20 protein-coding genes and 1 other RNA gene are annotated in these 24,075 nt (G+C 40.3%); 9 read left to right on the top strand and 12 right to left on the bottom strand.

The window, feature by feature from the left end:
- Positions 1-24 precede the first annotated feature (24 nt).
- Positions 25-414, top strand: a complete 390-nt coding sequence (locus HMPREF0519_RS05710; protein WP_003560441.1) for a ribonuclease HI family protein — start codon at positions 25-27, stop codon at positions 412-414.
- Here HMPREF0519_RS05710 and HMPREF0519_RS05705 read toward each other — a convergent pair.
- The 5 genes from HMPREF0519_RS05705 to HMPREF0519_RS05690 all read right to left on the bottom strand — a co-directional run bounded on the left by HMPREF0519_RS05705 (position 407) and on the right by HMPREF0519_RS05690 (position 4,405).
- Positions 407-1,519 carry an NAD(P)/FAD-dependent oxidoreductase gene (locus HMPREF0519_RS05705; RefSeq protein WP_004561509.1) on the bottom strand — a complete coding sequence of 371 codons (1,113 nt, stop codon included), beginning with the start codon at positions 1,517-1,519 and terminating at the stop codon, positions 407-409. The two genes, HMPREF0519_RS05710 and HMPREF0519_RS05705, sit on opposite strands and share 8 nt — an antisense overlap.
- Before the next feature lie 59 nt (positions 1,520-1,578).
- Positions 1,579-2,739, bottom strand: a complete 1,161-nt coding sequence (locus tag HMPREF0519_RS05700) for a THUMP domain-containing class I SAM-dependent RNA methyltransferase (protein ID WP_003560437.1) — start codon at positions 2,737-2,739, stop codon at positions 1,579-1,581.
- Between the two features lie 244 nt (positions 2,740-2,983).
- An RNA gene (gene rnpB / locus HMPREF0519_RS13310) (RNase P RNA component class B) lies at positions 2,984-3,359 on the bottom strand.
- A gap of 30 nt (positions 3,360-3,389) precedes the next feature.
- Positions 3,390-3,776: a cell division regulator GpsB gene (gpsB, locus tag HMPREF0519_RS05695; RefSeq protein ID WP_003560435.1), complete on the bottom strand. Its 387-nt coding sequence runs from the start codon at positions 3,774-3,776 to the stop codon at positions 3,390-3,392.
- A 56-nt stretch (positions 3,777-3,832) separates the two neighbouring features.
- Positions 3,833-4,405, bottom strand: a complete 573-nt coding sequence (locus tag HMPREF0519_RS05690; protein WP_190870505.1) for an SLOG family protein — start codon at positions 4,403-4,405, stop codon at positions 3,833-3,835.
- A gap of 124 nt (positions 4,406-4,529) precedes the next feature.
- Here HMPREF0519_RS05690 and recU point away from each other — a divergent pair, with 124 nt between their 5' ends.
- Positions 4,530-5,129 (top strand): Holliday junction resolvase RecU, encoded by a 600-nt coding sequence (recU, locus tag HMPREF0519_RS05685; RefSeq protein WP_003560431.1) that lies wholly within the window; start codon positions 4,530-4,532, stop codon positions 5,127-5,129.
- A gap of 17 nt (positions 5,130-5,146) precedes the next feature.
- Positions 5,147-7,501 carry a PBP1A family penicillin-binding protein gene (locus HMPREF0519_RS05680; protein WP_004561507.1) on the top strand — a complete coding sequence of 785 codons (2,355 nt, stop codon included), beginning with the start codon at positions 5,147-5,149 and terminating at the stop codon, positions 7,499-7,501.
- 208 nt (positions 7,502-7,709) lie between these two features.
- Here HMPREF0519_RS05680 and HMPREF0519_RS05675 read toward each other — a convergent pair whose 3' ends face one another.
- The 5 genes from HMPREF0519_RS05675 to HMPREF0519_RS05655 all read right to left on the bottom strand — a co-directional run bounded on the left by HMPREF0519_RS05675 (position 7,710) and on the right by HMPREF0519_RS05655 (position 14,474).
- Positions 7,710-8,438: a DnaD domain-containing protein gene (locus HMPREF0519_RS05675; protein ID WP_004561506.1), complete on the bottom strand. Its 729-nt coding sequence runs from the start codon at positions 8,436-8,438 to the stop codon at positions 7,710-7,712.
- A gap of 27 nt (positions 8,439-8,465) precedes the next feature.
- Positions 8,466-9,746 (bottom strand): asparagine--tRNA ligase, encoded by a 1,281-nt coding sequence (asnS, locus tag HMPREF0519_RS05670; RefSeq protein ID WP_003560425.1) that lies wholly within the window; start codon positions 9,744-9,746, stop codon positions 8,466-8,468.
- A gap of 1 nt (position 9,747) precedes the next feature.
- On the bottom strand, positions 9,748-10,968 hold the full coding sequence (locus HMPREF0519_RS05665; RefSeq protein ID WP_004561505.1) for a pyridoxal phosphate-dependent aminotransferase: 1,221 nt from the start codon (positions 10,966-10,968) through the stop codon (positions 9,748-9,750).
- A 26-nt stretch (positions 10,969-10,994) separates the two neighbouring features.
- Entirely contained in the window at positions 10,995-11,501 is a 507-nt protein-coding gene (locus tag HMPREF0519_RS05660; RefSeq protein WP_004561504.1) for a cell wall elongation regulator TseB-like domain-containing protein, read from the bottom strand.
- Between the two features lie 135 nt (positions 11,502-11,636).
- Entirely contained in the window at positions 11,637-14,474 is a 2,838-nt protein-coding gene (locus HMPREF0519_RS05655) for a helicase C-terminal domain-containing protein (protein WP_004561502.1), read from the bottom strand.
- Between the two features lie 316 nt (positions 14,475-14,790).
- Here HMPREF0519_RS05655 and mvk point away from each other — a divergent pair, with 316 nt between their 5' ends.
- From mvk to yaaA, 5 genes are all read left to right on the top strand, one after another.
- Positions 14,791-15,768 carry a mevalonate kinase gene (gene mvk / locus HMPREF0519_RS05650; protein WP_004561500.1) on the top strand — a complete coding sequence of 326 codons (978 nt, stop codon included), beginning with the start codon at positions 14,791-14,793 and terminating at the stop codon, positions 15,766-15,768.
- A complete protein-coding gene (gene mvaD, locus HMPREF0519_RS05645; RefSeq protein WP_003560416.1) occupies positions 15,725-16,735 on the top strand; it encodes a diphosphomevalonate decarboxylase in 1,011 nt (336 codons plus the stop codon). The genes mvk and mvaD overlap by 44 nt, the downstream gene beginning before the upstream one ends.
- A gap of 20 nt (positions 16,736-16,755) precedes the next feature.
- A complete protein-coding gene (locus HMPREF0519_RS05640; protein ID WP_040472748.1) occupies positions 16,756-17,847 on the top strand; it encodes a phosphomevalonate kinase in 1,092 nt (363 codons plus the stop codon).
- On the top strand, positions 17,844-18,875 hold the full coding sequence (fni, locus tag HMPREF0519_RS05635; RefSeq protein ID WP_004561496.1) for a type 2 isopentenyl-diphosphate Delta-isomerase: 1,032 nt from the start codon (positions 17,844-17,846) through the stop codon (positions 18,873-18,875). Before HMPREF0519_RS05640 ends, fni begins: the two co-directional genes overlap by 4 nt.
- A 188-nt stretch (positions 18,876-19,063) precedes the next feature.
- Positions 19,064-19,825, top strand: a complete 762-nt coding sequence (gene yaaA / locus HMPREF0519_RS05630) for a peroxide stress protein YaaA (RefSeq protein ID WP_004561494.1) — start codon at positions 19,064-19,066, stop codon at positions 19,823-19,825.
- 81 nt (positions 19,826-19,906) lie between these two features.
- On the opposite strand, the gene HMPREF0519_RS05625 is transcribed toward yaaA, so the two are convergent.
- The gene (locus HMPREF0519_RS05625; RefSeq protein WP_004561492.1) at positions 19,907-21,310 is read right to left on the bottom strand and encodes an RsmB/NOP family class I SAM-dependent RNA methyltransferase; all 1,404 of its coding nucleotides are present in this window, start codon (positions 21,308-21,310) and stop codon (positions 19,907-19,909) included.
- Positions 21,311-21,488: 178 nt separating this feature from the next.
- Between HMPREF0519_RS05625 and HMPREF0519_RS05620 the strand changes: the two genes are divergently transcribed.
- Positions 21,489-22,316: a Cof-type HAD-IIB family hydrolase gene (locus tag HMPREF0519_RS05620; protein WP_004561491.1), complete on the top strand. Its 828-nt coding sequence runs from the start codon at positions 21,489-21,491 to the stop codon at positions 22,314-22,316.
- Positions 22,317-22,400: 84 nt separating this feature from the next.
- On the opposite strand, the gene glpK is transcribed toward HMPREF0519_RS05620, so the two are convergent.
- Positions 22,401-23,912: a glycerol kinase GlpK gene (glpK, locus tag HMPREF0519_RS05615; RefSeq protein ID WP_004561489.1), complete on the bottom strand. Its 1,512-nt coding sequence runs from the start codon at positions 23,910-23,912 to the stop codon at positions 22,401-22,403.
- Positions 23,913-24,075 lie beyond the last annotated feature (163 nt).

Raw genomic sequence — 24,075 nt, 5'->3', positions numbered from 1 at the left:
TAACAAAGAAAGTGGTGCATATAAATGATTAAATTATATACGGATGCGGCAGTTAATCAGCAATCCGGTAAGGCTGCTATTGGCATTTTAATCATCCAAAACGGCCATCAGATTCAGCTTAACCAAAAAATTGTGTCGATGGATAATCATCATGCCGAATTTGAAGCAGCCATTGGTGGATTTCAAAAATTAATTGGCCTGGGAATCGATCCAGCCGAGTTTGTTTTCTACTATACAGATAGCAAAATCGTGATTGACAGTTTGAATAAAGCGTATGCCAAACACTTTGAAACACAAACAGAACAACTGATTACATTGCAGAATCATTTTACAACTGTTATTAACACATGGATTCCCGATACTCAAAATCATGGTGCTCATAACCTTGCCATGCAAGCTCTCCATGCTAAATAATATAGTGACTAATCGGCTTGGTATATTTATCCCAAACACCTAACTGGCCTTCAACGACAGCCCTTGCCAGAAAGTATCCGATAAGTGGCCCTGTCGTGAGCCCAGATGAGCCCAGACCTCCTCCAAGTAAAATGTTTGGGTTATCTGGTAGATGTCCAAAGAACGGCGCAAAATCATCGGTATACGCTCTTGTACCAACACGAACGCGGTCAATTTGATCCATCTGAAGATGTTGATCGAACGCCTTCGCATTTGTCAGTAAACGATTACGCGCTTCACTAGTGGGTTTTAGATCAAATCCACCATCGTTTTCATGGGTTGCACCCACAACCAGCTTGTCGTGTTCGAATGGAATAATATCAGAACTGCTCTCGGGCATTAAAACAGGTAAATGGCTCCCATAGTGTTTTGATTTAATTGTTAAATCGATTAGTTGCCCCTTTTGCGGTCGAACTTTAACCAAGTAATTAAGCGGCTTTAGAGTCCCTTTCATCCAAGCACCAGTCGCAATAATAATTTTATCAAATGATTCTAACCCTTTTGATGTCCTTAATTTGCCACTTTCATCAAAAAAGACGCGCTGCCGGCTTATTTCAACATGCCTTTTTTGTGCCTGATCCAATAGAGCTTCAACGAAACGCAAGCCATCAATCTTAGCACCACCCTCGACCAAGATGCCTGCAGGCGGGTTGGTTAAAAAAGGGAGGCGCTTACCGACGTCTTGAGAGGAAAGAAGGGCCACTGACCGCATTGCCGGTGTGTGACGGAGCTTTATTTCAGCTTCTTGAAAAAGGCTGTCAAGATCATTTGGGTCTTTTCGAGTCACAATGGTTCCGGTTTGTTGGTAAACGTTTGTCCCAAGGTTAGCATCTGTTACTAACTTTCTGTAAAAAGACGCGCCCTCTTTTGCCAAAGTATACCAACGTTTATTTCGGCGTTTGGATAACCAGGGAGAAATGATCCCGGAAGCGGCTTTTGTCGCTTGCCCCAAGTCATCGTCAAACAGTGTGACCGATAATGATTGGGTCTGATCTAAGTAACCAAGGTAAAAGGCTGCTGTTGCTCCAATGATGCCACCGCCGATAACAGCAATTCTTTTTTGCATTCACTCACTTCTTTCTACCAATAGTTCTTATTTTAGCATAAATAAAATTTGAAATGACCTTAATAGTTAGATAGACTATTCATATTCCGAACTTTTCTACCCCAATATTGAAAATAGTCCGTTCTTAGAGCGCCGTTATATAATTTTCGTCGTTTGGTAGCCTTTTCCCCGTAATATTTTTCAAATTCGAGATCAGAGGTTAAGAAGTATTTGGACCAGCTTGAAAGCGGCTTAAATGCTTTGCCCATTTGCTTATATAAATCGTGGACCTGATCTTTTTCACTCATCCGTTCACCATAAGGTGGATTTGCAATCATGACACCGTTAACTTTATCGGTTTTAAAATCAGCGACCGCCAGCTGTTTAAAGTGAATATCATCCAGAAGCCCAACTTCTTCAGCGTTTCTTTTTGAAATTTCGACCATATTACCGTCTATATCGCTAGCAGAAATATCCAATTCTCGATCGTAATCTGCTTTTGAATCAGCTTCGTCACGCACATTCTGAACCATATCCGCATCAATCCAAGGCCAATTTTCACAAATAAAATCACGGTTAAATCCAGGTGCAATATTTCTACCAATTAAAGCCGCTTCAATTGGGATAGTTCCAGAACCACACATTGGATCGATAAACGGCATATCAGGATACCAACTAGTCAGTAAAATTAAAGCTGCAGCCATATTTTCCTTTAGCGGTGCCGGGCCCTTTTCAACTCTGTAACCCCGCTTAAATAGACTTGAACCGGTTGTGTCCAAAGTTAACATCGCATGATCCTTGTTTATTGCAATTTCCAATGGGAATTTCGCACCCGTTTCTGGTAACCGGGTGTGACGATGATAGGATGTACTCAAGGAGTTTACAATCGCCTTTTTAACAATTGCTTGAACATCAGGAACACTATGTAGTTTAGAATTGCGTGAACGGCCTTCAACCGGGAATTCAGCATCCATTGGCAATAGTTTATCCCACTGATTGGCAGCGGTGGCTTCAAACAAATCATCGAATGTCTGAGCATCGAATTCATCAACAATAATTTTGATTCGATCAGCAGTCCGTAGCCAAAGATTAGTTTTAATAATATCTTTTTCGTCTCCGGAAAAACGAACTCGGCCATTTTCAACTTGGGTATCATAACCCAGATTTCGTAATTCTTTACCTACCAAAGCTTCTATTCCGGCGGCACATGTCGCAACTAAATTAAATTTCAACTTATTCACTCTCGCTTATCTTTTTTAGGTTCTAAAACTTAATCATTCTTTAATTCCGCCCTGTTATATGTTATTTGGTTAATAAAGCTCCAGGGTGATGCTCGTTAATAATATACATGATGATTCATTTTCAATACTTTACATGACTATCATACCGTATTTCAACAATAAACATTGGCTAAGAATTGTTTTTTATGAAGATATTAAAAAAGACAGGAGCAAGCTCCCGTCTTTTTTCCTGTTTAGTGCAAATCCCTATAAGCCATGTTTTGTGCTTCCTAACTTCCAGGAACAAATTAGGAAGTAGTAATTATCTATCTGAGAAATAGAACCTATTTCTCCCCCACACTTGGTTCAATTACCGTGTGTGAAGCTCCCCTACCAAAGTTTGGGTTTCCCGCTCGAGGGGTTTACCGCGTTCCATTGTCGAGATTTCTCAGGACATTCGTCACTGTGGCACCTTAAGGATTCTGCCGCATAGCTAAGCCTTAGCTTGGAATCCGCCGTAACTCTTAAAAAGAGTTCCCCGGCTTATTTTTTCACCGAGCACGAACACTACAGGCATCGCAGCCTGTGCGAGAATGGACTTTCCTCAGCCGGCATAAAGCCGACCGCAATTACTGAGGATCTGCACTGAAGTTAATCAACAAGTTAACTAATTACAACCGATGCGACTCATTTGAGCCACTATCAAGTTGCGATCCGAATACCCGTCGTTCCAAGTTTGACAAGCGTTTAAGAATGTCCATGTTTGTTGCACTGGACATTGGCTGGCTGGCAGTCTGCCGACTTGGTGTCGGATTAGCTGCACCGGTTGTTGTCATCGGTTGGTTACCAGAAACAGCAAGTTGCTTATTTAGTTCATCAACCTGAACTTTCAACCGATCATTTTCGTCACTTAGCTCCTGTAATTGTTTATTAAAGGCTTCATAGTCTTTAATAATATTATCTAGGAAGCTGTCAACATCATTTGGATCATACCCACGCATCTTTTGTCGAAACTCTTTTTGGAGGATATCTTTTGGAGTATAGTTAATGTTTTCCATTTTATTGGTTACACCTCGTCTTAATTTGCAACAAACCACTAAAATGATATCATATATTAATCATCTTGAAAACTATTATTTTGGTTTTCTTGATACTCATCTGCAGCATTTTGGAGATCATCAAATGTGATCAGCCTGTATGGATACGGATGACTATCTGCAAATTCTTTAATTTTATCGAAATCGTACTGCGATTTTCCTGGATTATCTAAATCATATATCATGATCACTTGATCCGTATGATTTAACATGAATTCTTGATAATTTCTTAACTGTTGCGGAGAATGGTATGGCTGTTGGCTAACAGACGCAGAAAAATCAACTGATTGTCTTAATTTCTGCAATTTCAGTTGGTTTTTTTCATTCCAATTATTGCCAAATTCTGCAAAAGGTAGCATCATTGAAGTCTGGAATTCATCCGGATACTCACTTTTTAAATAATTGGCAGCCTCCAAAGCCCACTGCTCCACTCCGAGTTGACCGCCTGAAATTATCCAGTCCGTACCGTCAATGATCGCCTGTCTGAGTTCGTTTGTCAATACGTAATCAATGACTTTGCGCTTTGGATCATCATCTTTAAATACGCCCAGTTCGTAGCTTCGATAGCCGGTTATCCATAGACGGCTCACAATATCACCCATTCATAAAACATTTTTCAATCACATACCCACTTGCTATAATATCATTATTAAGACTATTTTAAATGAAATTGCAGTACAATGTACATATTGATGTTAAAGGGGAGTTTGTTTTATGACAATTAAATACCCAGATGGTCATCAATTCCATCGTCAGTCCGGCTTCGAGCAGTCACATAATGATTCAATTGATTTTTCTAATCGTGGAATGACGCTTGAAGCTGAACTTAACGAAAGTAATAAATTTTATTTAAATAATGAAATTGCGGTGATTCACAAGAAACCTACCCCAATCCAAATTGTGTCGGTAGACTATCCCAAACGAAGTGCCGCAAGAATTAAGGAGGCTTATTTTCGAAGGGCATCAACAACTGATTATAACGGTGTTTATCAAGGTCATTACATTGATTTTGATGCCAAGGAAACGAAGAACAAAACGTCTTTTCCTTTAAAAAATTTTCATAAACATCAAGTTGAACATATGCGGGAATGTTTAAAGCAAAGAGGCATTTGTTTTGCTATTATCAAATTTGTCAATGATCAATCCGTTTTCCTACTTAAGGCAACGGATCTAATCGACTATTGGGATCAGCAGCAAGTCGGTGGGCGGAAGTCAATTCCGCGAAAAACTATTGAAGAAATCGGCGTTGCTGTTCCTTATCAAATTAACCCACTACTTCCCTATCTACGTGCGGTCGATTTGATCATTGAATAATCACGAAGGAGAAATCTATGTCACAGAATAATCCTCAGAATTCACGAGCGAATATGAGACAAGGTCGACAATTCACAAAGAAAAAAAAGAAGGGCCCGTTTAAACGCTTTATCAAGATTGTACTCAGTCTATTCTTACTTTTAATTTTGTTTGGAGCCGGCTTATTTGCTTATTACGCATCCAGTTCACCCCGGATCACTCAATCCGCACTTTCAAGCGATAATTCCACTCAAATTTATGATACAAATGGAAAAGTTATTTCACGGCTGGGAAGTCAAAATCGAGATTATGTCAAATCAAATAAAATACCAGGTACTCTGAAACAAGCGGTGGTCTCAATTGAAGATCGACGCTTTTATAAACATCATGGTGTTGATCCAATTCGTATTGTTGGCGCGGCCCTCTCCAATTTGACCGGTTCATCGTTAGGCATGCAAGGTGGCAGTACATTAACCCAGCAGTTGGTTAAGCTTTCGGTCTTTTCAACAGCGGCAAGTGATCGAACATTGAAACGAAAAGCTCAAGAAGCCTGGCTTGCAATTCAAGTTGAAAATCGCTATTCCAAATCCCAGATCCTTGAATTCTATATTAATAAAGTATATATGGGAAATGGTGTGTACGGTATGCAGACCGGTGCCGAGTTTTATTACAATAAAACATTGGGTCACTTAACACTGCCGCAGTTAGCGTTGCTTGCTGGGATGCCACAATCTCCAAAATATTATAATCCTTACATTTATCCCAAATACGCAACCGAGCGTCGAAATGAAGTCTTGAACGCAATGGTTAAAAATAAAGCCATTACTTCCGCTCAAGCTCAACGCGCCAAGAATACCAGTGTAAAAAGCGGTTTGGCGAAGACACATACCCAAACGAGTGGATCCGCCAAAACGTCGAAATACATTGACTCCTATTTAAAACAAACCTTGGAAGAACTAAAAGACAAGGGGTACAAAGCTAACAGTGGGTTGAAAGTCTACACGAATTTAAATATGAATGCTCAAAAGAAACTATATAAAGTTTCAAATAATGATCCAAGTATTGTTTATCCCAATAACCGGTTCCAGGTCGGGGCAACATTGGTTAACGTTAACAATGGTAAAGTAATGGCAATGCAAGGCAGTCGCAAAACCAAAGTAGCGTTTGGCCTTAATCGAGCCGTTCAAACCGGTCGTTCTTCCGGGTCGACTGCCAAGCCGATTATGGATTATGGCCCTGCAATTGAGTATCTTAAATATCCTACCTATCAGCCAGTGAAAGATACCCCTTATGTTTATCCCGGAACTGACAAAAACGTGATGGATTTTGACGATAAATATCAAGGAACAATAACCATGCGTAAGGCAATCGTTGAATCTAGAAATATTCCTGCTATTCGAACTTTGGAAAATGTGGGTATTTCCAAGGCCACTACTTTTCTGAAAAAGTTGGGCATGCCATTTAAGAAAACGTTGAGTCTTCAAAATGGTATCGGGTTATATATTTCTTCTGAACAGCTTGCTGCTTCCTACGCTGCGTTTTCAAATGGCGGTACTTACTACAAGCCTTATATTATCAATCGTATTGTTCAAGCAAATGGCGTTACTAAACGGTTCCATCCAAAGGGAAAACGTGCAATGTCGCCCGCAACTGCATTTATGATAACCAATATGTTAAAGGGTGTTATGACTGATTCTGACGGTTCGGGAACCACCGCAAAGATTTCCGGGTTGTACGAAGCTGGTAAAACAGGAACAACTCAGTATCCTGATGATTATTTAAATAAAGTTCCTGCAAATTCATCAATGGATGCATGGTTCTCCGGTTATACTAAAAATTATGCGTTGGCAATTTGGACAGGATATGATCATCAGTTTAAAGCAAATTCGTATATCACACAGCCACAAAGTGAAATTTCTCAGCAGATTTATAAGTCGGTTATGTCCTATGTTTCTCAAAACAAGCCTAATAGTGATTGGACACAGCCGAGTGACGTTGTTGCCACTAATCGTGGCGGTAACACTGAATATTACGTTTCCGGTTATCCCGGGACTGTAACGGATAATACTACGACATCTGCTGGGAGTTACTCAGTAGAAAGTAGTTCGAGCTCAAACGGGACGATTACGACGTCTCCTAGAAGCAATGAAGAAAATCGGGGCAGTTCAACAGAATCTTCACAAACCGCACCAACAACACAGCAACCAAGCGGTAGTGGTTCGTCGTCCGGTGATGGTACGGACAATAGCAGTTCCAGTACCAGTTCATCTTCAACGGATAATAATCCGGGAACGGGTTCCTCGAGTGATGGTGGTGGTTCAACCTCTGATTCTTCAAATAACCAAGATAGTAATTCGCCTGACTCGAATAACAATGATATAAATGATCAATAATAGGTCAATACAAATAGAGGACCAGCCAATGGCTGGCCCTCTATTTGTATGGTTGGGACATAAGTCCAAAAAAACACTATTTTTCAAAAAACCCCGTAAAATCACTTTACAAAAGCGCTGATTTTACGGGATTTTCACTTTGGAGTAGGAACGTTATAATATAGATTCTTGACTATTGTTCCAGCTTCTCTAGTTTGTGTCATAATCCCTATTTATCTTTATTAGGATTAGTAATATCGATAAATGGAATTTTAGGACCTTTATAAGGTTCTTCAGTTTCTGAATTATTTCGAGTACGATTTCGATTGTATTCCTCGATTTGTTGGGCTGTTTTCAAGTGTCGCTTTTCCCAATTTCTTAAAATACGATCCATATATTTAAGATTATATACTTGACTTAAAACGGCTTCTTTTAAAGCTAATTCAACCATTTTGGGAGAATAGTGATCCAAATCAATCCACTGACTAATAGATTCCATTTCTAACGGTGAAAGTGTTCTGCCAAACTCTTTCTCAATGCTTTCAAACATCTCTTGTCTTTGCTGATCACTGACTTGTGGTGCAGTTGACGGAATGGCTTCCCTTTCTTCACTGGTATTAGTAGAATCTACTTGTTCAACAAGCGATAATTTTTCATATAATGAATTAAAGTCATAGGCATCGACCTGCTGATTATCAACATTAACCTGAGTAATTTTAGCCAGCTTTTTTTGAATCATTTGATGAAAGATCTCAAAAAGTTGTTGTTTGCTATATCCCGTTAAAGCCGTTAGACCACCAATTTCAGGCATTGGGACAATTAAGGTCCGGTTGCGTTTGATTAGAATATAAAGAAGCAGTTCTTCATTGGACATCCCTATCTTGCGATAATTTTTTAACAAAAGATTCGTAATAGACGTCTGTCCGTATTGAAGCACATCGTGTGCATACCTATCCAAGTTGACTCACCTCTTTATACGACAGCATTATGGATAAATTCGGTTAAGCAATCGTGGAAACGGAATAGCTTCCCGGACGTGATCTTCACCGGTAATCCAAGTAAGCGCTCTTTCCAGCCCCAAACCAAATCCTGAGTGAGGCACACTGCCGTATTTACGTAGATCAAGATACCATGAATATTCCTTAGGATCTAAGCCGGCCTTAACGATTTGATCGTAAAGGTAATCGTAATCGACAGCACGTTCGGAGCCGCCGATGATTTCACCATAGCCTTCAGGTGCAAGTAAATCAGCACAGATGACAACATCGTCACGGGTGGGGTGCGGCTTCATGTAGAATGGTTTAATGGCTTTCGGATAGTTCAAAACAAATACGGGTTGGTCAAATTGATCGGCTAAGAAGGTTTCTTCCGGTGAGCCAAAATCTACGCCCCAGTCAAGATCGAAATCATTTTTCTTTAAGAGGTCAATGGCTTCATCATAACTGATTCGTGGATAAGGAAGGATTGTATATTTCTTTAGCGTTTCAATATCACGACCGAGTGTCTTGAGCTCCATTTGACAATTATCAATGACACGTTGAACAAGGTAAGCGATATAGCGTTCCTGAATATCTAAACTTTCTTCTTGGTGCATGAAAGCCATTTCAGGCTCGATCATCCAGAATTCAATTAAATGACGGCGAGTCTTAGACTTTTCAGCACGGAAAGTCGGGCCAAATGAGAAGACCTTGCCAAAGGCTTCAGCACCTGCCTCTTCATACAGTTGACCACTTTGGGAAAGATAGGCGTCTTTATCAAAATATGTTGTATGGAAAAGATCAGTTGTACCTTCAGGAGCACTGCCGGTCAAAATTGGTGCATCAATTTTGATGAAACCTTCATCATTGAAGAAGTCATAAGTTGCTTTGATGACTTCATTTCGGATACGCATAACGGCATGCGGCCGACTTGAACGAAGCCAAAGATGACGATGATCCATTAAGAAATCGACACCGTGCTCTTTGGGCGTGATGGGATACTCATGTGACTCACTGACAACCTCGATAGATTCAACTTCAATTTCATAACCAAAATGTGATCGGTTGTCTTCATGAATAATACCGGTAATCCACATACTAGTTTCCTGCTTAACTTCTTTTGCCAGTTCAAAGGTTTCCTCAGAAACGTTATTTTTAACCACGACACCTTGAAAATAAGCAGTTCCGTCTCGTAACTGTAAAAAAGCAATTTTCCCGCTTGATCGTTTATTGGTAAGCCAAACACCAATCTTTACTTTTTCATTGACGTATTTAGGTGCGTCAATCATGTTAATTTGTCTCAATGGAAATTCCTCCAGATACTTTTTTTTCTAAATAATGGGTCATGAACGTGTTAATACGTTTAACGGCAATTTTTAGGTCTTCCATGCCGGTTGCATAACTTAATCTTAAGTAATCGGACATACCAAAAGCACCACCGTCCACAACAGCAACGTGAGCTTCATTTAAAAGGAGTTCAACTAATTGTGATGAAGTGTCGACACCAACAATGTTCATGGCCTCTTCAACGTTTGGAAAGAGGTAAAATGCCCCTTCCGGTTTTTGTTCAATATGAAATCCCGGTACTTGTTGCAATAATGGATAAATCGTATTTAAACGTTTTTCAAACGCCTGACGCATTGTTTCAACTTCTGTTTGATCGGATCTAAATGCTGCAATTGCAGCGTACTGGCTAACTGTAGCCGGATTCCCGGTTGAATGTGAAAGAATCGCATTGATTTTGCTGATAATTTCGGGAACAGCAGCCACGTATCCAATTCGCCAGCCGGTCATTGAGTATGCCTTGGAAACACCGTTTACTAGAATAGTGGATTTCGCAATTTGTTTACCACATTGAATCAGTGAATAAAATTTGGTTTCGTTATAGACCAGTTTTCCGTAAATGTCATCGGCAATTAAAAGAACATGATGATCAACCGCCCACTGGCCAATTGTTTGTAACTCTGCTTTTGAATAGACGGTTCCGGTTGGATTCTGAGGTGAATTAATCACCAGAAGCCGTGTATGATCATTAACAACTCTATTCAGGCTATCCGTTGTGATCTTAAATTCGGCATTTGTATCAACAAGGATTGGTGTCCCACCTGCCAGTGAGACCTGCTGACTGTAACTAACCCAACTGGGTTTGGGCATTAAGACTTCATCCCCGTTGTCAACCAATGCCTGCATGATAACGTAAAGAGCCATCTTGGCACCATTAGTTACACTAATTTGTTCAGGCGCGTAATTAACATGATAATCTGCTTGAATTCGGTCGACAATTGCCCTTTTTAGATCGGGTAACCCGCTTGCAGGCGTATAAAAGCTGGTCTTACCATGTTGAATGGCATCAATTGCAGCAGTCGCAATAACTTTTGGAGTAGTAAAATCTGGTTCCCCAATGCCTAAGTTAATAACGTCAATCCCATTTCTGATCATTGCTTTAGCTCTATTTGACACGCCAACCGTTGCCGAAGGCTTAACTTGCATTGCCCGATTTGAAAATTTCATTGTTTTTTCCCTTTCATAATCTACGTCTAAATATTTTCAATCAATTTTTTAACTGACCCTGATTTAAAGTTCAAAGTCGCAAAACACAAATTGTTACTGGAATTAATGTAACTGATAACCCAGTAAGGCTTGTTGTTGATCAGCGTTAAGCCGACATTGTTAATCTTTTTTGGCCGCTTTAATTGTTGAATCCGATTTCTAATCTGGGTTTCGCTTAATCCTGCACGTTGATTAACAACCGTTACATTACCACCCTTTTTAGCAACGATGACATACACCGGCTTGTTTTTATTAGTCTTACCGGCAACCGAATAATAAGTTTTACCAAGGTTAGCCGAGTAAAAGGTATTTGCTGATTTTAAATCAGCGTATTTTTTTGCAATCGAAATCGTCTGACTTCGTGCAGTTGCCATCGGCTTTTCAGCCTGATGGATAATGATAAATGTTGTAAAACCCAGAATAAAAATCAGCAAGATGATAATCCATCTGAGTTTAACTTTGGGCTCACGCTTAATTCGCCGTTCTCGTTGCATGACATTTTCCTTTCAAATAATTTGATTGACGGTACCTCATAAAACATGTGGCTGAAAAGAATACTGGTAACAGATTTTAACTAGTTTCCACATACATTTTTTATTATATCAAATAATCAACTTATCGGGATAACCTTAATTCCTGCTTTCAAAAAACTTAACCATGTCATTAATACAATCGTCAAGTTGTCCGGTCATCACAGGAATCTCATTTTTTAAGTTGGTCAAAATTGTTTGTCCATAGCGTTTGGTTGTTAACCTTGGGTCCAATACAAAAATAGTGCCATAATCAGCCTTTGTTCGTAATAGTCGTCCCATTCCCTGGCGTAGCCTTAGTGTTGCCTTAGGCAAAGCCAAACTATAGAACGGATTCTTGCCCTTACTACGTTCAACTGAGTAAAGCGCATGATTATACGGATCTTCCGGCGTATTGAATGGAAGCTGAGCAATAATCAAATTTTCCAATAAATGAGCGGGAAAATCGACACCCTCCCAGAATGTGTTGGCTCCCAATAAAATAGCCGGCTCATTATGAATAAACTGCTTGCTTAAGCGGGCAGCGGTACCGTTAACGCCTTGAGCTAATACCAGATGAGTGGCCGTAAAACCGTCTTTAGAAAGAAATTGATGTGTTTTTTCAATTGCTTTTAATGAATTAAACAGTACTAGGGTTTGCCGGGGCGAGGCTTGATAAATTTTTTCGATTGACTGTGCAACCTGTTGCAGATAATCATCAGAGTTGGTTATAAAGTGTTCCCTTGACTGCTTATCAATTAGATAGATTCGCGCTTGATTTTTAGGATCAAAGTCACTTTGAAGCCTCCTAACAGAGGCAGCCTTTCGATCGATTCCCAGTAAGTTGAAAATAAATTGGGATCGTCTTGATGAAAAAATCGTGGCGCCTGTGAAAGTTGGAGGCTCAAATGATGCATAGATGCGGTGATTCAAGTAATCTTCGGTTTTTAAAATGCCTTGATTAATTGTAAAACTGTTAATGTCTTTTACATGATTGACAGTTACCCAAACAACATTTTGATTAATTGCTGATTCATCCATATCAATGGTGGAGAGCAAAAATGTCAGTTTTTCAGCAAACTCGTTAAAGTCCTCATAAAAGTCATATATACTGGAGTAATCACGATTAGTGAACGCATCAGTAGAATGATCGATCTCAGAGTTTAATCGAATTAACAGGTCTTCAACTTCGGACTGTTTATCCTGAAGCCGGGTAATGGTTTCGCGATTTTCGTTAATGATGGCCTTAAGGTCGCTGATTGGAATGAGCCGCACAAAGAAGCTGGCATTTTTGTGGAGCTGTTGATTAGCAATCATCTGGCTATATAGACGATGGGTCAACTGCTTGAGCAGGCTTTTAATTTGATTTAGGGATTCATCAAGATCGTCAGCAGAGTTGTTTAAAACACTGTTGCCGGAAAAGGCATCCCTCGCACTTTTATAATGGCCTTCCTGAATATCACCTCGGACCCGATTAACCGCTGACATAACGGTCAAAGGATTGATTTGTTTTTGATTATTTCGGATCGCTGTTTCAGCAAATTGCTGGGTTTCATCAATTAATAAGTATGGTTTAACTGGGAAGCCACTAAAGAACTGCCAGTTTTTTAGCAAATAGCTGTGATTTACGATAATAAAGTCGGCATTCTGAGCCTTTTTTAAATTATATCGTAAAAAGTCTTCATCATAAAAAGGTGAATTCGCATCGAGCCACTTTACTCCGGAATGTTGAATTGTCCAAACAAATGGCGTTTGTTCCACGTTCAAGTGCAGTTCGTCAAGATCTCCAGTAGTCGTCATTGTCAGCCAAACTAATATTTGCGCTTTAATGAATGCGGTTTGAACGGAACTATCGGCAACAAATAATAAATGACGGAACTTGTTAAGATCAATGTAGTGACTGGCCCCTTTCAAAATAACACTGTTAATTTTGAAAGGCAGACTCTGATTCAATAATGGCAGTGTTTGATTTTGAAGCTGAAACTGCAGATAAGTCGTTGCTGTACTAATGACAACGGGCTTTTGCGCGCTTGCCAAATAACTGAAAGGTAAACTATAACCCAAACTTTTTCCAATACCGGTTGGTGCCTCGATAACGAGTGGCTTGGCAGGATGATGACCATCGCTGGCATAGTTGTTGTAAATCATGTTCATCATCTTGTTCTGTTCAATTCGGGATTCCAAATGAGGCGGTAAAATTTTGGATTTAGCAGTTCGGGTCTTTGGGAATTTGGCTTCCGTCGTTTTGTTCTGACGTTCATTTAAAACCGGCTCCCGTTTTCGTAAAACCAATCCAGCCGATAATTTAAGTTGATCTGGCAATTTTTCTGCTAAGGATTCTGACCGATTTTCATCATTAACCTGTATAAAAACTTTCATCGTATCAAGTGGTAATGAAGGATTAATCTGAATGATTTGTTCAAGCGTTCTTCGAGGCAGCATCTTAACCTGTCGAAGTAGTATTAACAGAAGTTTGGCAGTTGCCAGTGCGTCACTATCAGCAGTGTGGGGATGATTGTGAATAATATTAAAGTAGGTGCTAAGGTCCTGAAGCCGATAGCTTGAGAGTGTCGGTAACAGAATTTGACTTAAAGTAACGGTATCAATAGCCTCGATGTCCAATTCGGGATACCCCACGCGTTGAAATTCACCGTTGAGAAACGGAAAATCAAAATTAACGTTATGAGCAACAAAGACTGTTCCACTTAAAAGTTTATATAATTTAGAAGATACCTGATCAAAAGTAGGTGCCTTCTTTAATCGTTCAGGCGTAATGCCGGTCAATTGAATAATTCGTTCGGGTACCTCACGCTGAGGATTAATATCACTCACATACGTTTCAACAATTTTACCGTGAGCCACCAACGTGCAGCTGAACTGAATAATTCGATTGTCAACACTCATATCTGTTCCGGTTGTCTCTATATCAACAACCGCATAAGTTGTTTTTGAGTTCATAATTGTTTCACCAAAATCGTTTAATTTTTAATAATGATTCTTAAACAATACACTATTTACTATGTTACTACAGTCAAGATGTGTTAGGCTACTGAAAATAAGCGTGAACGAGATTGATATTTTTATATACTAAGAAACAATTCAAAATAATCAATTGCTGTCAACTTAATTTAGTGTGGATTAAGTAATCATCATCCCCGATTATTTATGATTACTTAATCTCTATTTTTTATGAATATTTTAAAAAAATGGTTACGATTCTTTCTGCGCTTAAATTATGATAAAATTGAACTGTTTGAAAGTGAGCGGATAAAGATTGAAAGAAAATGCGAAAGCGAAAAGCTATGCAAAAATAATTTGGTTCGGTGAACATAGTGTGGTTTATGGAAAGCCTGCTATTGCCCTGCCGCTATATAACGTAGATGTCCACACCAGTATTAAGACCAATGTTACCGGTCAGACCATTAATTGCCGTTACTTTGATGGCCCCATAAGTGAAATGGCTGATAACTTAAAAGGTGTTAGTGTGCTTATTCACGAATTGTTAACGATTTTCAATGCAACCGACTTGAATTTCCATCTTGAGATCGATAGTAAAATTCCATCTGAAAGAGGGATGGGTTCTTCAGCAGCAACAGCTGTTGCGATTGTTCGGGTATTCTTTAACCTTTTTGAAGCCCCTCTAACTCGTGACCGGCTTCTTGAATTGGCCGAAGTTGAGGAAAAGATTACTCATGGTAATCCGAGCGGTTTGGATACTGCAACGGCCAGTTCCGATACACCGGTGTGGTTCATTCGAAATGAAATTAACGAACAAATCGACTTTAATTTATCCAAGTCTTCTTTAGTAATTGCTGACAGTGGTATTAAGGGAAAAACCGGCGAAGCAGTGTCGATGGTTCACGATAATTTACTTGATCAACCGGAATTTGCAAAACCCTTAATTGAGCAGTTGGCCCAAATTGCCAAGGACGCCCGCCATGCATTGCAGATATCAGATGAGCAGCGCTTAGGCCGCTTGATGACCCAGTCCCAATATAATCTGTCAAAACTGGGTGTCAGTACTCGGAAATTGGACAATTTTTGCCGTATTGCAATTCAAAATGGTGCACTTGGTGCCAAATTAACCGGGAGCGGACTTGGTGGTTGTATGATTTCAATTGTTGAAAATCAGGTAGACGCTCAAAGAGTGGCGACTGAGTTGCTTAAGGCCGGTGCCACTCAAACATGGATTCAATCTTTCACAAATTATGAATTTTCAATTGGAGATAACAATGGCAACCTTGTCAAATAATCCCGTCACTGCACGGGCCCATACTAATATCGCACTCATTAAATATTGGGGGAAGAAGGACGAATCGTTAATCATCCCTTACACCAGTAGTTTATCGTTGACCCTGGATCATTTTTATACGGACACTACTGTTCGGTTCGACGAATCGTTATCAACCGATCAGATCATAATCGATGGCCAGATACCTTCTGAAAAAAGTCGTCAGCGGGTTCGTGACTTCTTGGAAATTGTGAGAGGCAAGGCACAAATTGCCATACCTGCATCAATTTCTTCTACGAACCACGTCCCTACCGCTGCAGGCTTGGCATCATCGGCTTCGGCCTTTGCCGCACTCGCAGCATCAGCCAGTAAGGCAGCTGGGCTTCATCTGGATGCAACTGAACTTTCCAAACTTGCCAGACGTGGTTCCGGATCTGCATGTCGGTCTGTGTTTGGTCATTTTGTTGAATGGCAACGAGGAACAAATGATGCCGATTCATACGCCAAGCCATTACCAGACACCGGCTTAAATGATATTCGAGTTGTTGCACTGACCGTCGAACGTGGTCAAAAAGCTGTTTCGAGTCGACAAGGGATGCACCTGTCTGTGACAACTTCACCCTACTATCCGGCTTGGGTAAAAACCTGTCAGGCCGATCTTCTTCAGTTAAAATCGGCTATTGAAAAGGGTGATTTTACCCGTTTTGGTAAGATTAGTGAACTCAACGCGATGCGAATGCATGCATTGACTTTAAGCGCTGATCCCAGTTTTACATATTTCAATGGTCAAACATTGGCAATTATGAATTTGGTCAAGCAGCTTCGTCACCAAGGAACCGAGTGTTATTACACAATTGATGCCGGTCCAAACGTTAAAGTTCTTTGTCAGCAGTCAACGGTTGCAAAAATCTCCGCAACCTTTGCACAGGTCTTAGGTGATCAAAACGTTATTATTGCAAAGCCTGGACCAGGAGTTCAATATTTATAATTTTGAAAGGAAATGATCACTTGATAACCGCTAAGGCTCCAGGAAAATTATACATTGCGGGTGAATATGCCGTGGTTGAAACCGGATACCCGTCAATTATTGTCGCCTTGGATCAATTTGTGACTGTTGAAATTTCTCGGAGCAAGTCCTTTGGGAGCATTGTCTCCAAACAATACCGTGAAGATTCGGTTTTCTGGCGGCGTCAGGGGGATCAGATGATTCTCGATAACCGGGACAATACATTTAATTACATTATTTCTGCTATTCGGTTAACAGAAGAATATGCCCAGACACTTGGCCGACGGATGGCAGTTTATGATCTTCGTGTTAATAGCGATTTGGATAGTCCGAATGGCAAAAAATATGGTTTGGGATCATCAGCAGCTGTGACAGTTGCAACTGTGAAAGCACTTTGTGAGTTTTATCAGATTCCTTTGACCAAGAGTAAACTTTTCAAACTATCGGCAATCGCTCACTTGGATGTTCAGGGAAACGGGTCTTTGGGCGATGTGGCCGCGAGTGTCTATGGGGGCTGGATCGCCTACCAATCATTTGACCGTAATTGGTTAATGGCTGCTCATCGTCAACAAAGTCTGACAGAATTAGTTGACCAGCCATGGCCTAATTTGACAATTACACAATTAACGCCACCGGAAAATCTTCGATTGATTATCGGTTGGACAGGATCTCCTGCCTCAACTTCGCATTTGGTTGACAAAGTGGCCATTTCAAAAAGCCGTCAGCATGAAACTTACAATCAATTCTTAATTGACAGCAAGAGGTGTTTAAATGATTTGATCGACGGTTTCAAGAATGGAAGCTTATCGACCATTCAAGCAGGCATTCAAAAAAATCGTGAGATCCTTAAGCGTTTGGCGGATTTCTCAAAGGTTCAAATTGAAACGCCGACCCTCAAAAAAATGTGTGATATTGCGGTTGCTCATTCAGCAGCAGCAAAATCTTCGGGAGCCGGTGGCGGTGATTGCGGCATTGTCGTTATCGATAAAAATCAAAATATTAAATCACTTATTAAACGTTGGGAAGAAAATGGCATTACCAGATTGTCTTTAAGAGTTCACCCCGTTATTGATCTTGCTAAGGAGACAAAATGATATCAAAACATTCACATCGAAAAGACGAACATATTTCGTTAGCTGAAAAGTTTTATCAGGATACCGATGTTTTTGCCCCACTTAGATTTGTTCATCAAAGTTTGCCAAAGTATGCACTATCTGAAATTGATCTTTCAACTAAGATTGGGCCGATAAACCTTCAAATTCCCTTCTACATTGAAGCAATTTCGGGTGGCAGTCCGCATACAAAGGATATTAATCAAAAATTGGCAACAATCGCGAAAAAAACAGGACTTGCCATGGCGGTTGGCTCTCAAAGTGTAGCTCTGGGTGACGCTTCTTTGGTTGAAACGTTTACGGTTGCCCGTGAGGTTAATCCGGACGGCCTTTTATTTGCCAATATAGGTGCCGATAAAACGGTCGATGACGCCAGGCATGCAGTAGCTATGATTGATGCAGATGCTTTGGAACTTCACGTTAACCCTGCTCAGGAACTCATTATGCCGGAAGGCGACCGCCAATTTAACTTTTTAACCAACATTAAGCAAATTGTTGAGGGCCTTTCAGTACCGGTTATTGTTAAAGAAGTCGGCTTTGGAATGAGCCGTGAGACTATCCAGCAACTGGCTGACCTGGGTGTTGGCTATGTAAATGTTAGTGGCCACGGTGGAACTGATTTTGCTGAAATTGAAAACTTTCGGCGACGTGATAAAGAGATGGCTTACCTTAAAAATTGGGGATTAACAACGCCGGAATCTTTAATGGAAAGTCGGCCTTTCCAAGACCGCTTGACTGTTCTGGCTTCTGGTGGCATTAAATCTCCCTCTGATATTGCCAAATGCCTAGCGCTGGGAAGTCATGCAGTCGGTGTTGCCGGGACGTTTCTACATCTGGTTATCCACGAAAATATTGATGAAGTCATTAGGGTTATTGAACAATGGCAATATGGGTTAAAGACTATTATGATGCTGACTAACTCAAAGAATATTACTGAACTGCAAAAGAAGAAATTGATTTTACCGCTGTCCCTAGCGTCATACTTGGAACAAAGGCATTTAACTTATTGATCATTTTCTTAAAATAAACAAACACCACTCGCAAAGTGACATGTTAGTGGTGTTTGTTTATTTTGCCTCCTTAAAACTCAAACGAATTATTTGTCCATCTGACGAGTTCTACATTTTCGGTTACAATAAATTTAGTCCTTATTTTTACTCGATAAAATGACTATGAAAGGAAACGATCAATTAATCTCATGAAACTCATCATCTCCCCAGCTAAAAAAATGGTCACTAATTTAAATGATTTTGAGGTAAAGGACCTTCCAATATATTTAAGAGCCTCTCAAAAGCTTCTAAAAGCTATGCAAGACTTGTCTTACGCAGATGCCCAAGCCCTCTGGCATACCAGTGACAAGCTGACCAAAACTAATTATGATCAACTACAAAAGATGGAATTAACTAGTCGACTGACCCCTGCCGTTATTAGTTTTACTGGCATCCAATATCAATATATGGCACCGGATATTTTAACGGCCCCGGCCCTTAATTATATTCAGGAAAATCTTCGGATTCTATCTGGACTTTACGGAATTCTTAAACCATTTGACGGAGTTGTTCCCTACAGACTGGAAATGCAGGCACACATTCCTGTGATGGGCATGAAAAATCTTTATTCATTTTGGGGAAATCGTTTATATCAATCCTTAAGCATTAATAAAGAGCCCATCATTAATTTAGCTTCCAGGGAATATTCAAAAGCAATTATTCCTTTTTTAAAGCCAAATGATACATTTATAGATGTTGTGTTTGGTCATTTGGTTAATGGGCAATTAAAAACCAGGGCTACGTTGGCAAAAATGGCTCGTGGAGAGATGGTTCGATTTATTGCAGAAAACCAACTTACGATGGTTGAAGACATCAAGCACTTTGATTCTCCAAATTATGTTTTTGATTTAAAACGATCAACGAATAAAAAATTGGTTTTTATTGAGAAAACAAATCGTTCTAACAAATGAACAAAAGGCTAAATAAAAACAGCATTCATCCCTTTGAATTTAAAGGTTGAATGCCGTTTTTGAGTTTGGAATAATTAATCGTTATTTAGCATCATTAATGGAACTAGTTGGCTGAAACCGCAGTCCCTTTGGAAAGAAATTCTTGGCCGTTCCATTTACAATCTTCGAAAAGCCGATTGACTGGCCTTCACAGGCTAACAGATACCAGCCCTTTTTCAACTCCTTATTAACTGTAAAGGTATCTCCGTGGACATACTTTTTCCAATCATCAGTTGAAATGTCAATGACCCGTTTTGCCGTATCCGGTCGAAGTGCTAAGGCAAGAGCATAACTTGGTTCAAACCGATTTTTCTTGAAGAAGCCTAATTGCAAGCCATCTCTAACAATCTTTATTTTTCCAAGGTCAGGGGTTTCTAATGGTACCGAATACAACGTTTCTTTAAAAGTTCTTAAATTTCCAATCGGAAGTGTCTTAAACATTTCGGCTGCGAAATTTTCCCATAATGTTCTTTGATCTGCGGATAACGTTGTGGTATTTTTGGTATCGCGTTGGCGACGCTTCTTTTGCTTAGATGGATGTGGTATTGGACTCGAACTTTCTTTCGGTTTCTTCAATTTGGCAATGAAGTGGCCTTCACCATTAAAATGGTTTGGAAAAATGCGAACACAATTCACCAAATCCGGATTGCCATCTGCCCAATCAGGTCGACCGCTATCCATTCCAGGGAATTTTTTAACCGGTAAGATGTCAAAATGATATTGTTTGACAAGCCAAGCAATAATCTGTTCATCCTCTTCGGGTGCAAACGTGCAGGTTGAATAGATCAATTCTCCACCTGGTTTCAAGTTTTTAACGGTTTCATTTAAAATTTGGCGTTGTCTGGTTGCACATTCTTCTGGGTAATCAAGGCTCCAATAAGAGACCGCGTCAGGATCTTTTCGAAACATGCCTTCCCCGGAACAAGGCGCATCTACCAGTATTCGATCAAAAAAGTTTGGCAGTTGTTTAGCAATTATTTCAGGGGTACTGTTAGTTACAATCGTATTGGTTAGCCCAAACCGCTCCACATTTTCCATCAAAACTTTAGAGCGTTTATGATCAATTTCATTTGCGATCAGCAGTCCCAAATTTGCCATGTAACTGCCAACGTGAGTTGTTTTGCCGCCCGGTGCAGCACAGAGATCCAATACCCTTTCACCCGGCTTGGGAGCGGCAACCTCGCCTACATACATAGCACTGGGTTCTTGGCTATAGACGGCCCCGCTTTGGTGGGCAACGGTTTTACCGCTAACGTCCCCATAATACCCCAATTGGCAATGGGCTGTAGGATGACTTAGGTCGATATTAACCGGCTGATTTTGTTTTAACGGATTAAGTCGAAAACCATGGTTGGCTGTTTTTGAAAAGCTAGCAAGAAACTGCAATGCTTCTTGTTGACCAAGTAATTTTGTATATTTATTTTTAAAATCATCTGGTAACTGCATGATGGATCCTTTCTAATCATAAAATGTCAAATTATTATAGTTGGAATTCGGTAAGTTATTTTTGTACGTAACTTCTAAAATATCTTAAAGGTATTTAATTTTCAAGTCAATCGCACGTTCGAATAAATTGACGAGCGTCCTATTTTTCGATAGTATTAATGAATATGCTGGTTAAGGAGTGATAATTATTTCTAAAAAAATGATCGCGTTGGACCTGGACGGCACAACGTTGAATGACGATGCACAACTAAGTTCCAGGACACGGTCGGTAATTAACCAGGCAGTCAAAGAAGGTTGTGTGGTCAGTATTGTAACCGGCCGTCCCAACCGACTTTCTGAAAGTTTCTATGACGACCTTCATTTAAATACACCCATGATCAATTTCAATGGTAACTTAGGCATTTTACCACATAAAAATTGGGAGCGCGAATACCAGTACACAATTGATAAAGAAATTGTGATGGAGCTTCTATCCAATAGCCAAAAGCTTGGGTTAAATCTGATCGCAGTTGAAGGTCGGGACCTGTTTTTAGCCAATCGTGGCATTAGTAGTGGCTTCGGATTTTTCCCAAGCACATTACAATCCAACCAAATCTTAAATCAGAAAAGCCTTAAAGATAATCCAATTAGTATTACGGTTCAAGTTGAGCAGCCCGGACAAAAGCAAGCATTAATGGACTATGTCTTACATCATTTTGGTGATCAAGTTGAAGTTTCTCCCTGGGGTGGACCACACCCAATTGTCGAAATTGCGACCAAAGGCATCCATAAATCAACCGGTTTAAAGTTTTTGGCCGATTACTATGGCATTTTACAAAAAGATATTATTGCGTTTGGAGACGAAGCAAATGACGCGACTATGATGAAATACGCAGGCACAGGAGTTGCCATGAAAAATGCGATCGATTCCATTAAGAAAAGCGCGGATGAGGTAACCCAATACACCAATGATCAAGACGGTGTTGCCCGTTACTTGGAAGACTACTTAAATTTGGCCGTGGGATAATTTTTTTGACAGATAATAAAAAAGCGAAAGTAACGGCGTATCGTTGCTTTCGCTTTTTGTATAGACTTGAAAAATATTTTGACTTTAGTTATTTTCTGTAGGGTGAAATTGAATGGTCGCGTGAACAGCACGCTGCCAACCCGTGTAAAGATCATCACGAATATCTACATTCATTTTAGGATCAAAAGCATCCCGTACCTTAGCCGTTTTCTTGATGTCATCCAAGGAATTCCAAAAGCCAACTGCCAATCCAGCTAAATATGCAGTGCCCAAAGCCGTCGTTTCCGAAATAGCCGCCCTTCGAATCGGCGTACCAAGAATATCTGCCTGAAACTGCATTAAATAATTATTATTGGCGGCACCACCATCCACGGCAAGTGTCTTTAAATCAAGACCGGTTTCTGAAATCATCGTATCAATAACATCCCGGCTTTGATATGCCAAAGACTCTAATGTGGCACGGACGAATTGCTCCTTTGTCGTGCCCCTTGTAAGCCCAAAAACGGCACCACGGGCTTCCTGATCCCAATATGGTGCTCCTAAACCAGTGAATGCAGGTACCACATAAACACCGTCGCTGCTTTTGGCATCAATCGCCATTTGTTCAGATTCAGGTGAATTGGCAACCATTTTCATACCGTCCCTCAGCCACTGAATGGCCGAACCGGCTACAAAGATACTTCCCTCCAAAGCATAGGTGACTTTACCATTAATGCCATACGCAATGGTGGTTAAAAGCCCCCTTTTGGACAACGTCGGATGATCGCCGGTATTCATCACGATAAAAGCACCGGTACCATAGGTGTTTTTAATCATTCCCCGTTGATAGGCCATTTGTCCAAACAAAGCAGCCTGTTGGTCTCCGGCAATTCCGGCAATTGGCACTTGGACACCTGAAAAAGTATAGCCGGCCGTATAACCGTAAATTTCCGATGAAGAATGGACTTCCGGCAAAATACTTTCAGGGATGTTCAATAACTTCAAAATATCTTTATCCCACTCTAAAGTATGGATATTAAACAACATTGTTCGACTGGCGTTTGTATAATCGGTCGCGTGGACTTTACCACCTGTCAATTTCCAGAGTATCCAAGTATCGATTGTCCCGAATAACAACTCACCATTCTCCGCTCTTTGACGGGCGCCTTCTACATGATCCAAAAGCCATTGAATCTTTGTAGCCGAAAAGTATGAGTCGATAATTAAACCGGTTTTTTCGTGAATCAAATCATCATAACCATCTGTTTTTAATTGATTGGCCAAGTCTGCGGTCTGTTTTGACTGCCAAACAATCGCGTGATAAATCGGTTCGCCCGTGTTTTTATCCCAAATAACCGTTGTTTCCCGTTGGTTGGTTACACCGATACCGCGGACTTTATAAGGAGGAACCTCAGCGTTGATCAGTGCTTCGGAAATAACGGACTGAACCGCATTCCAAATCTCATTGGCATCATGTTCGACCCAACCGGATTTAGGAAAATATTGATGAAATTCTCTTTGAGCCTTACCAACAATCTCACCGTTACTATTGAAAAGGATCGCCCGTGTGCTGGTGGTACCTTCGTCAATCGCCATTATGTATTGTTGATCGTCCATGTAAACGTCTCCATTCTTGTTATTAATGCATTTATTCGAATTCTACCTAATTAGTATACAATATAACCCCAAACAAACCAATGAGAAATCCGTGACCGTTAAATACAATTCTTTGAGAATAATCAAATGGTCGTGTTGGATGCACTGTTCAAAAAATAAGAGC

It is taken from the genome of Lentilactobacillus hilgardii DSM 20176 = ATCC 8290 (assembly GCF_000159315.1).
Lineage (GTDB): Bacteria > Bacillota > Bacilli > Lactobacillales > Lactobacillaceae > Lentilactobacillus > Lentilactobacillus hilgardii.
This window is presented reverse-complemented; position numbering and strand designations above follow the sequence as displayed.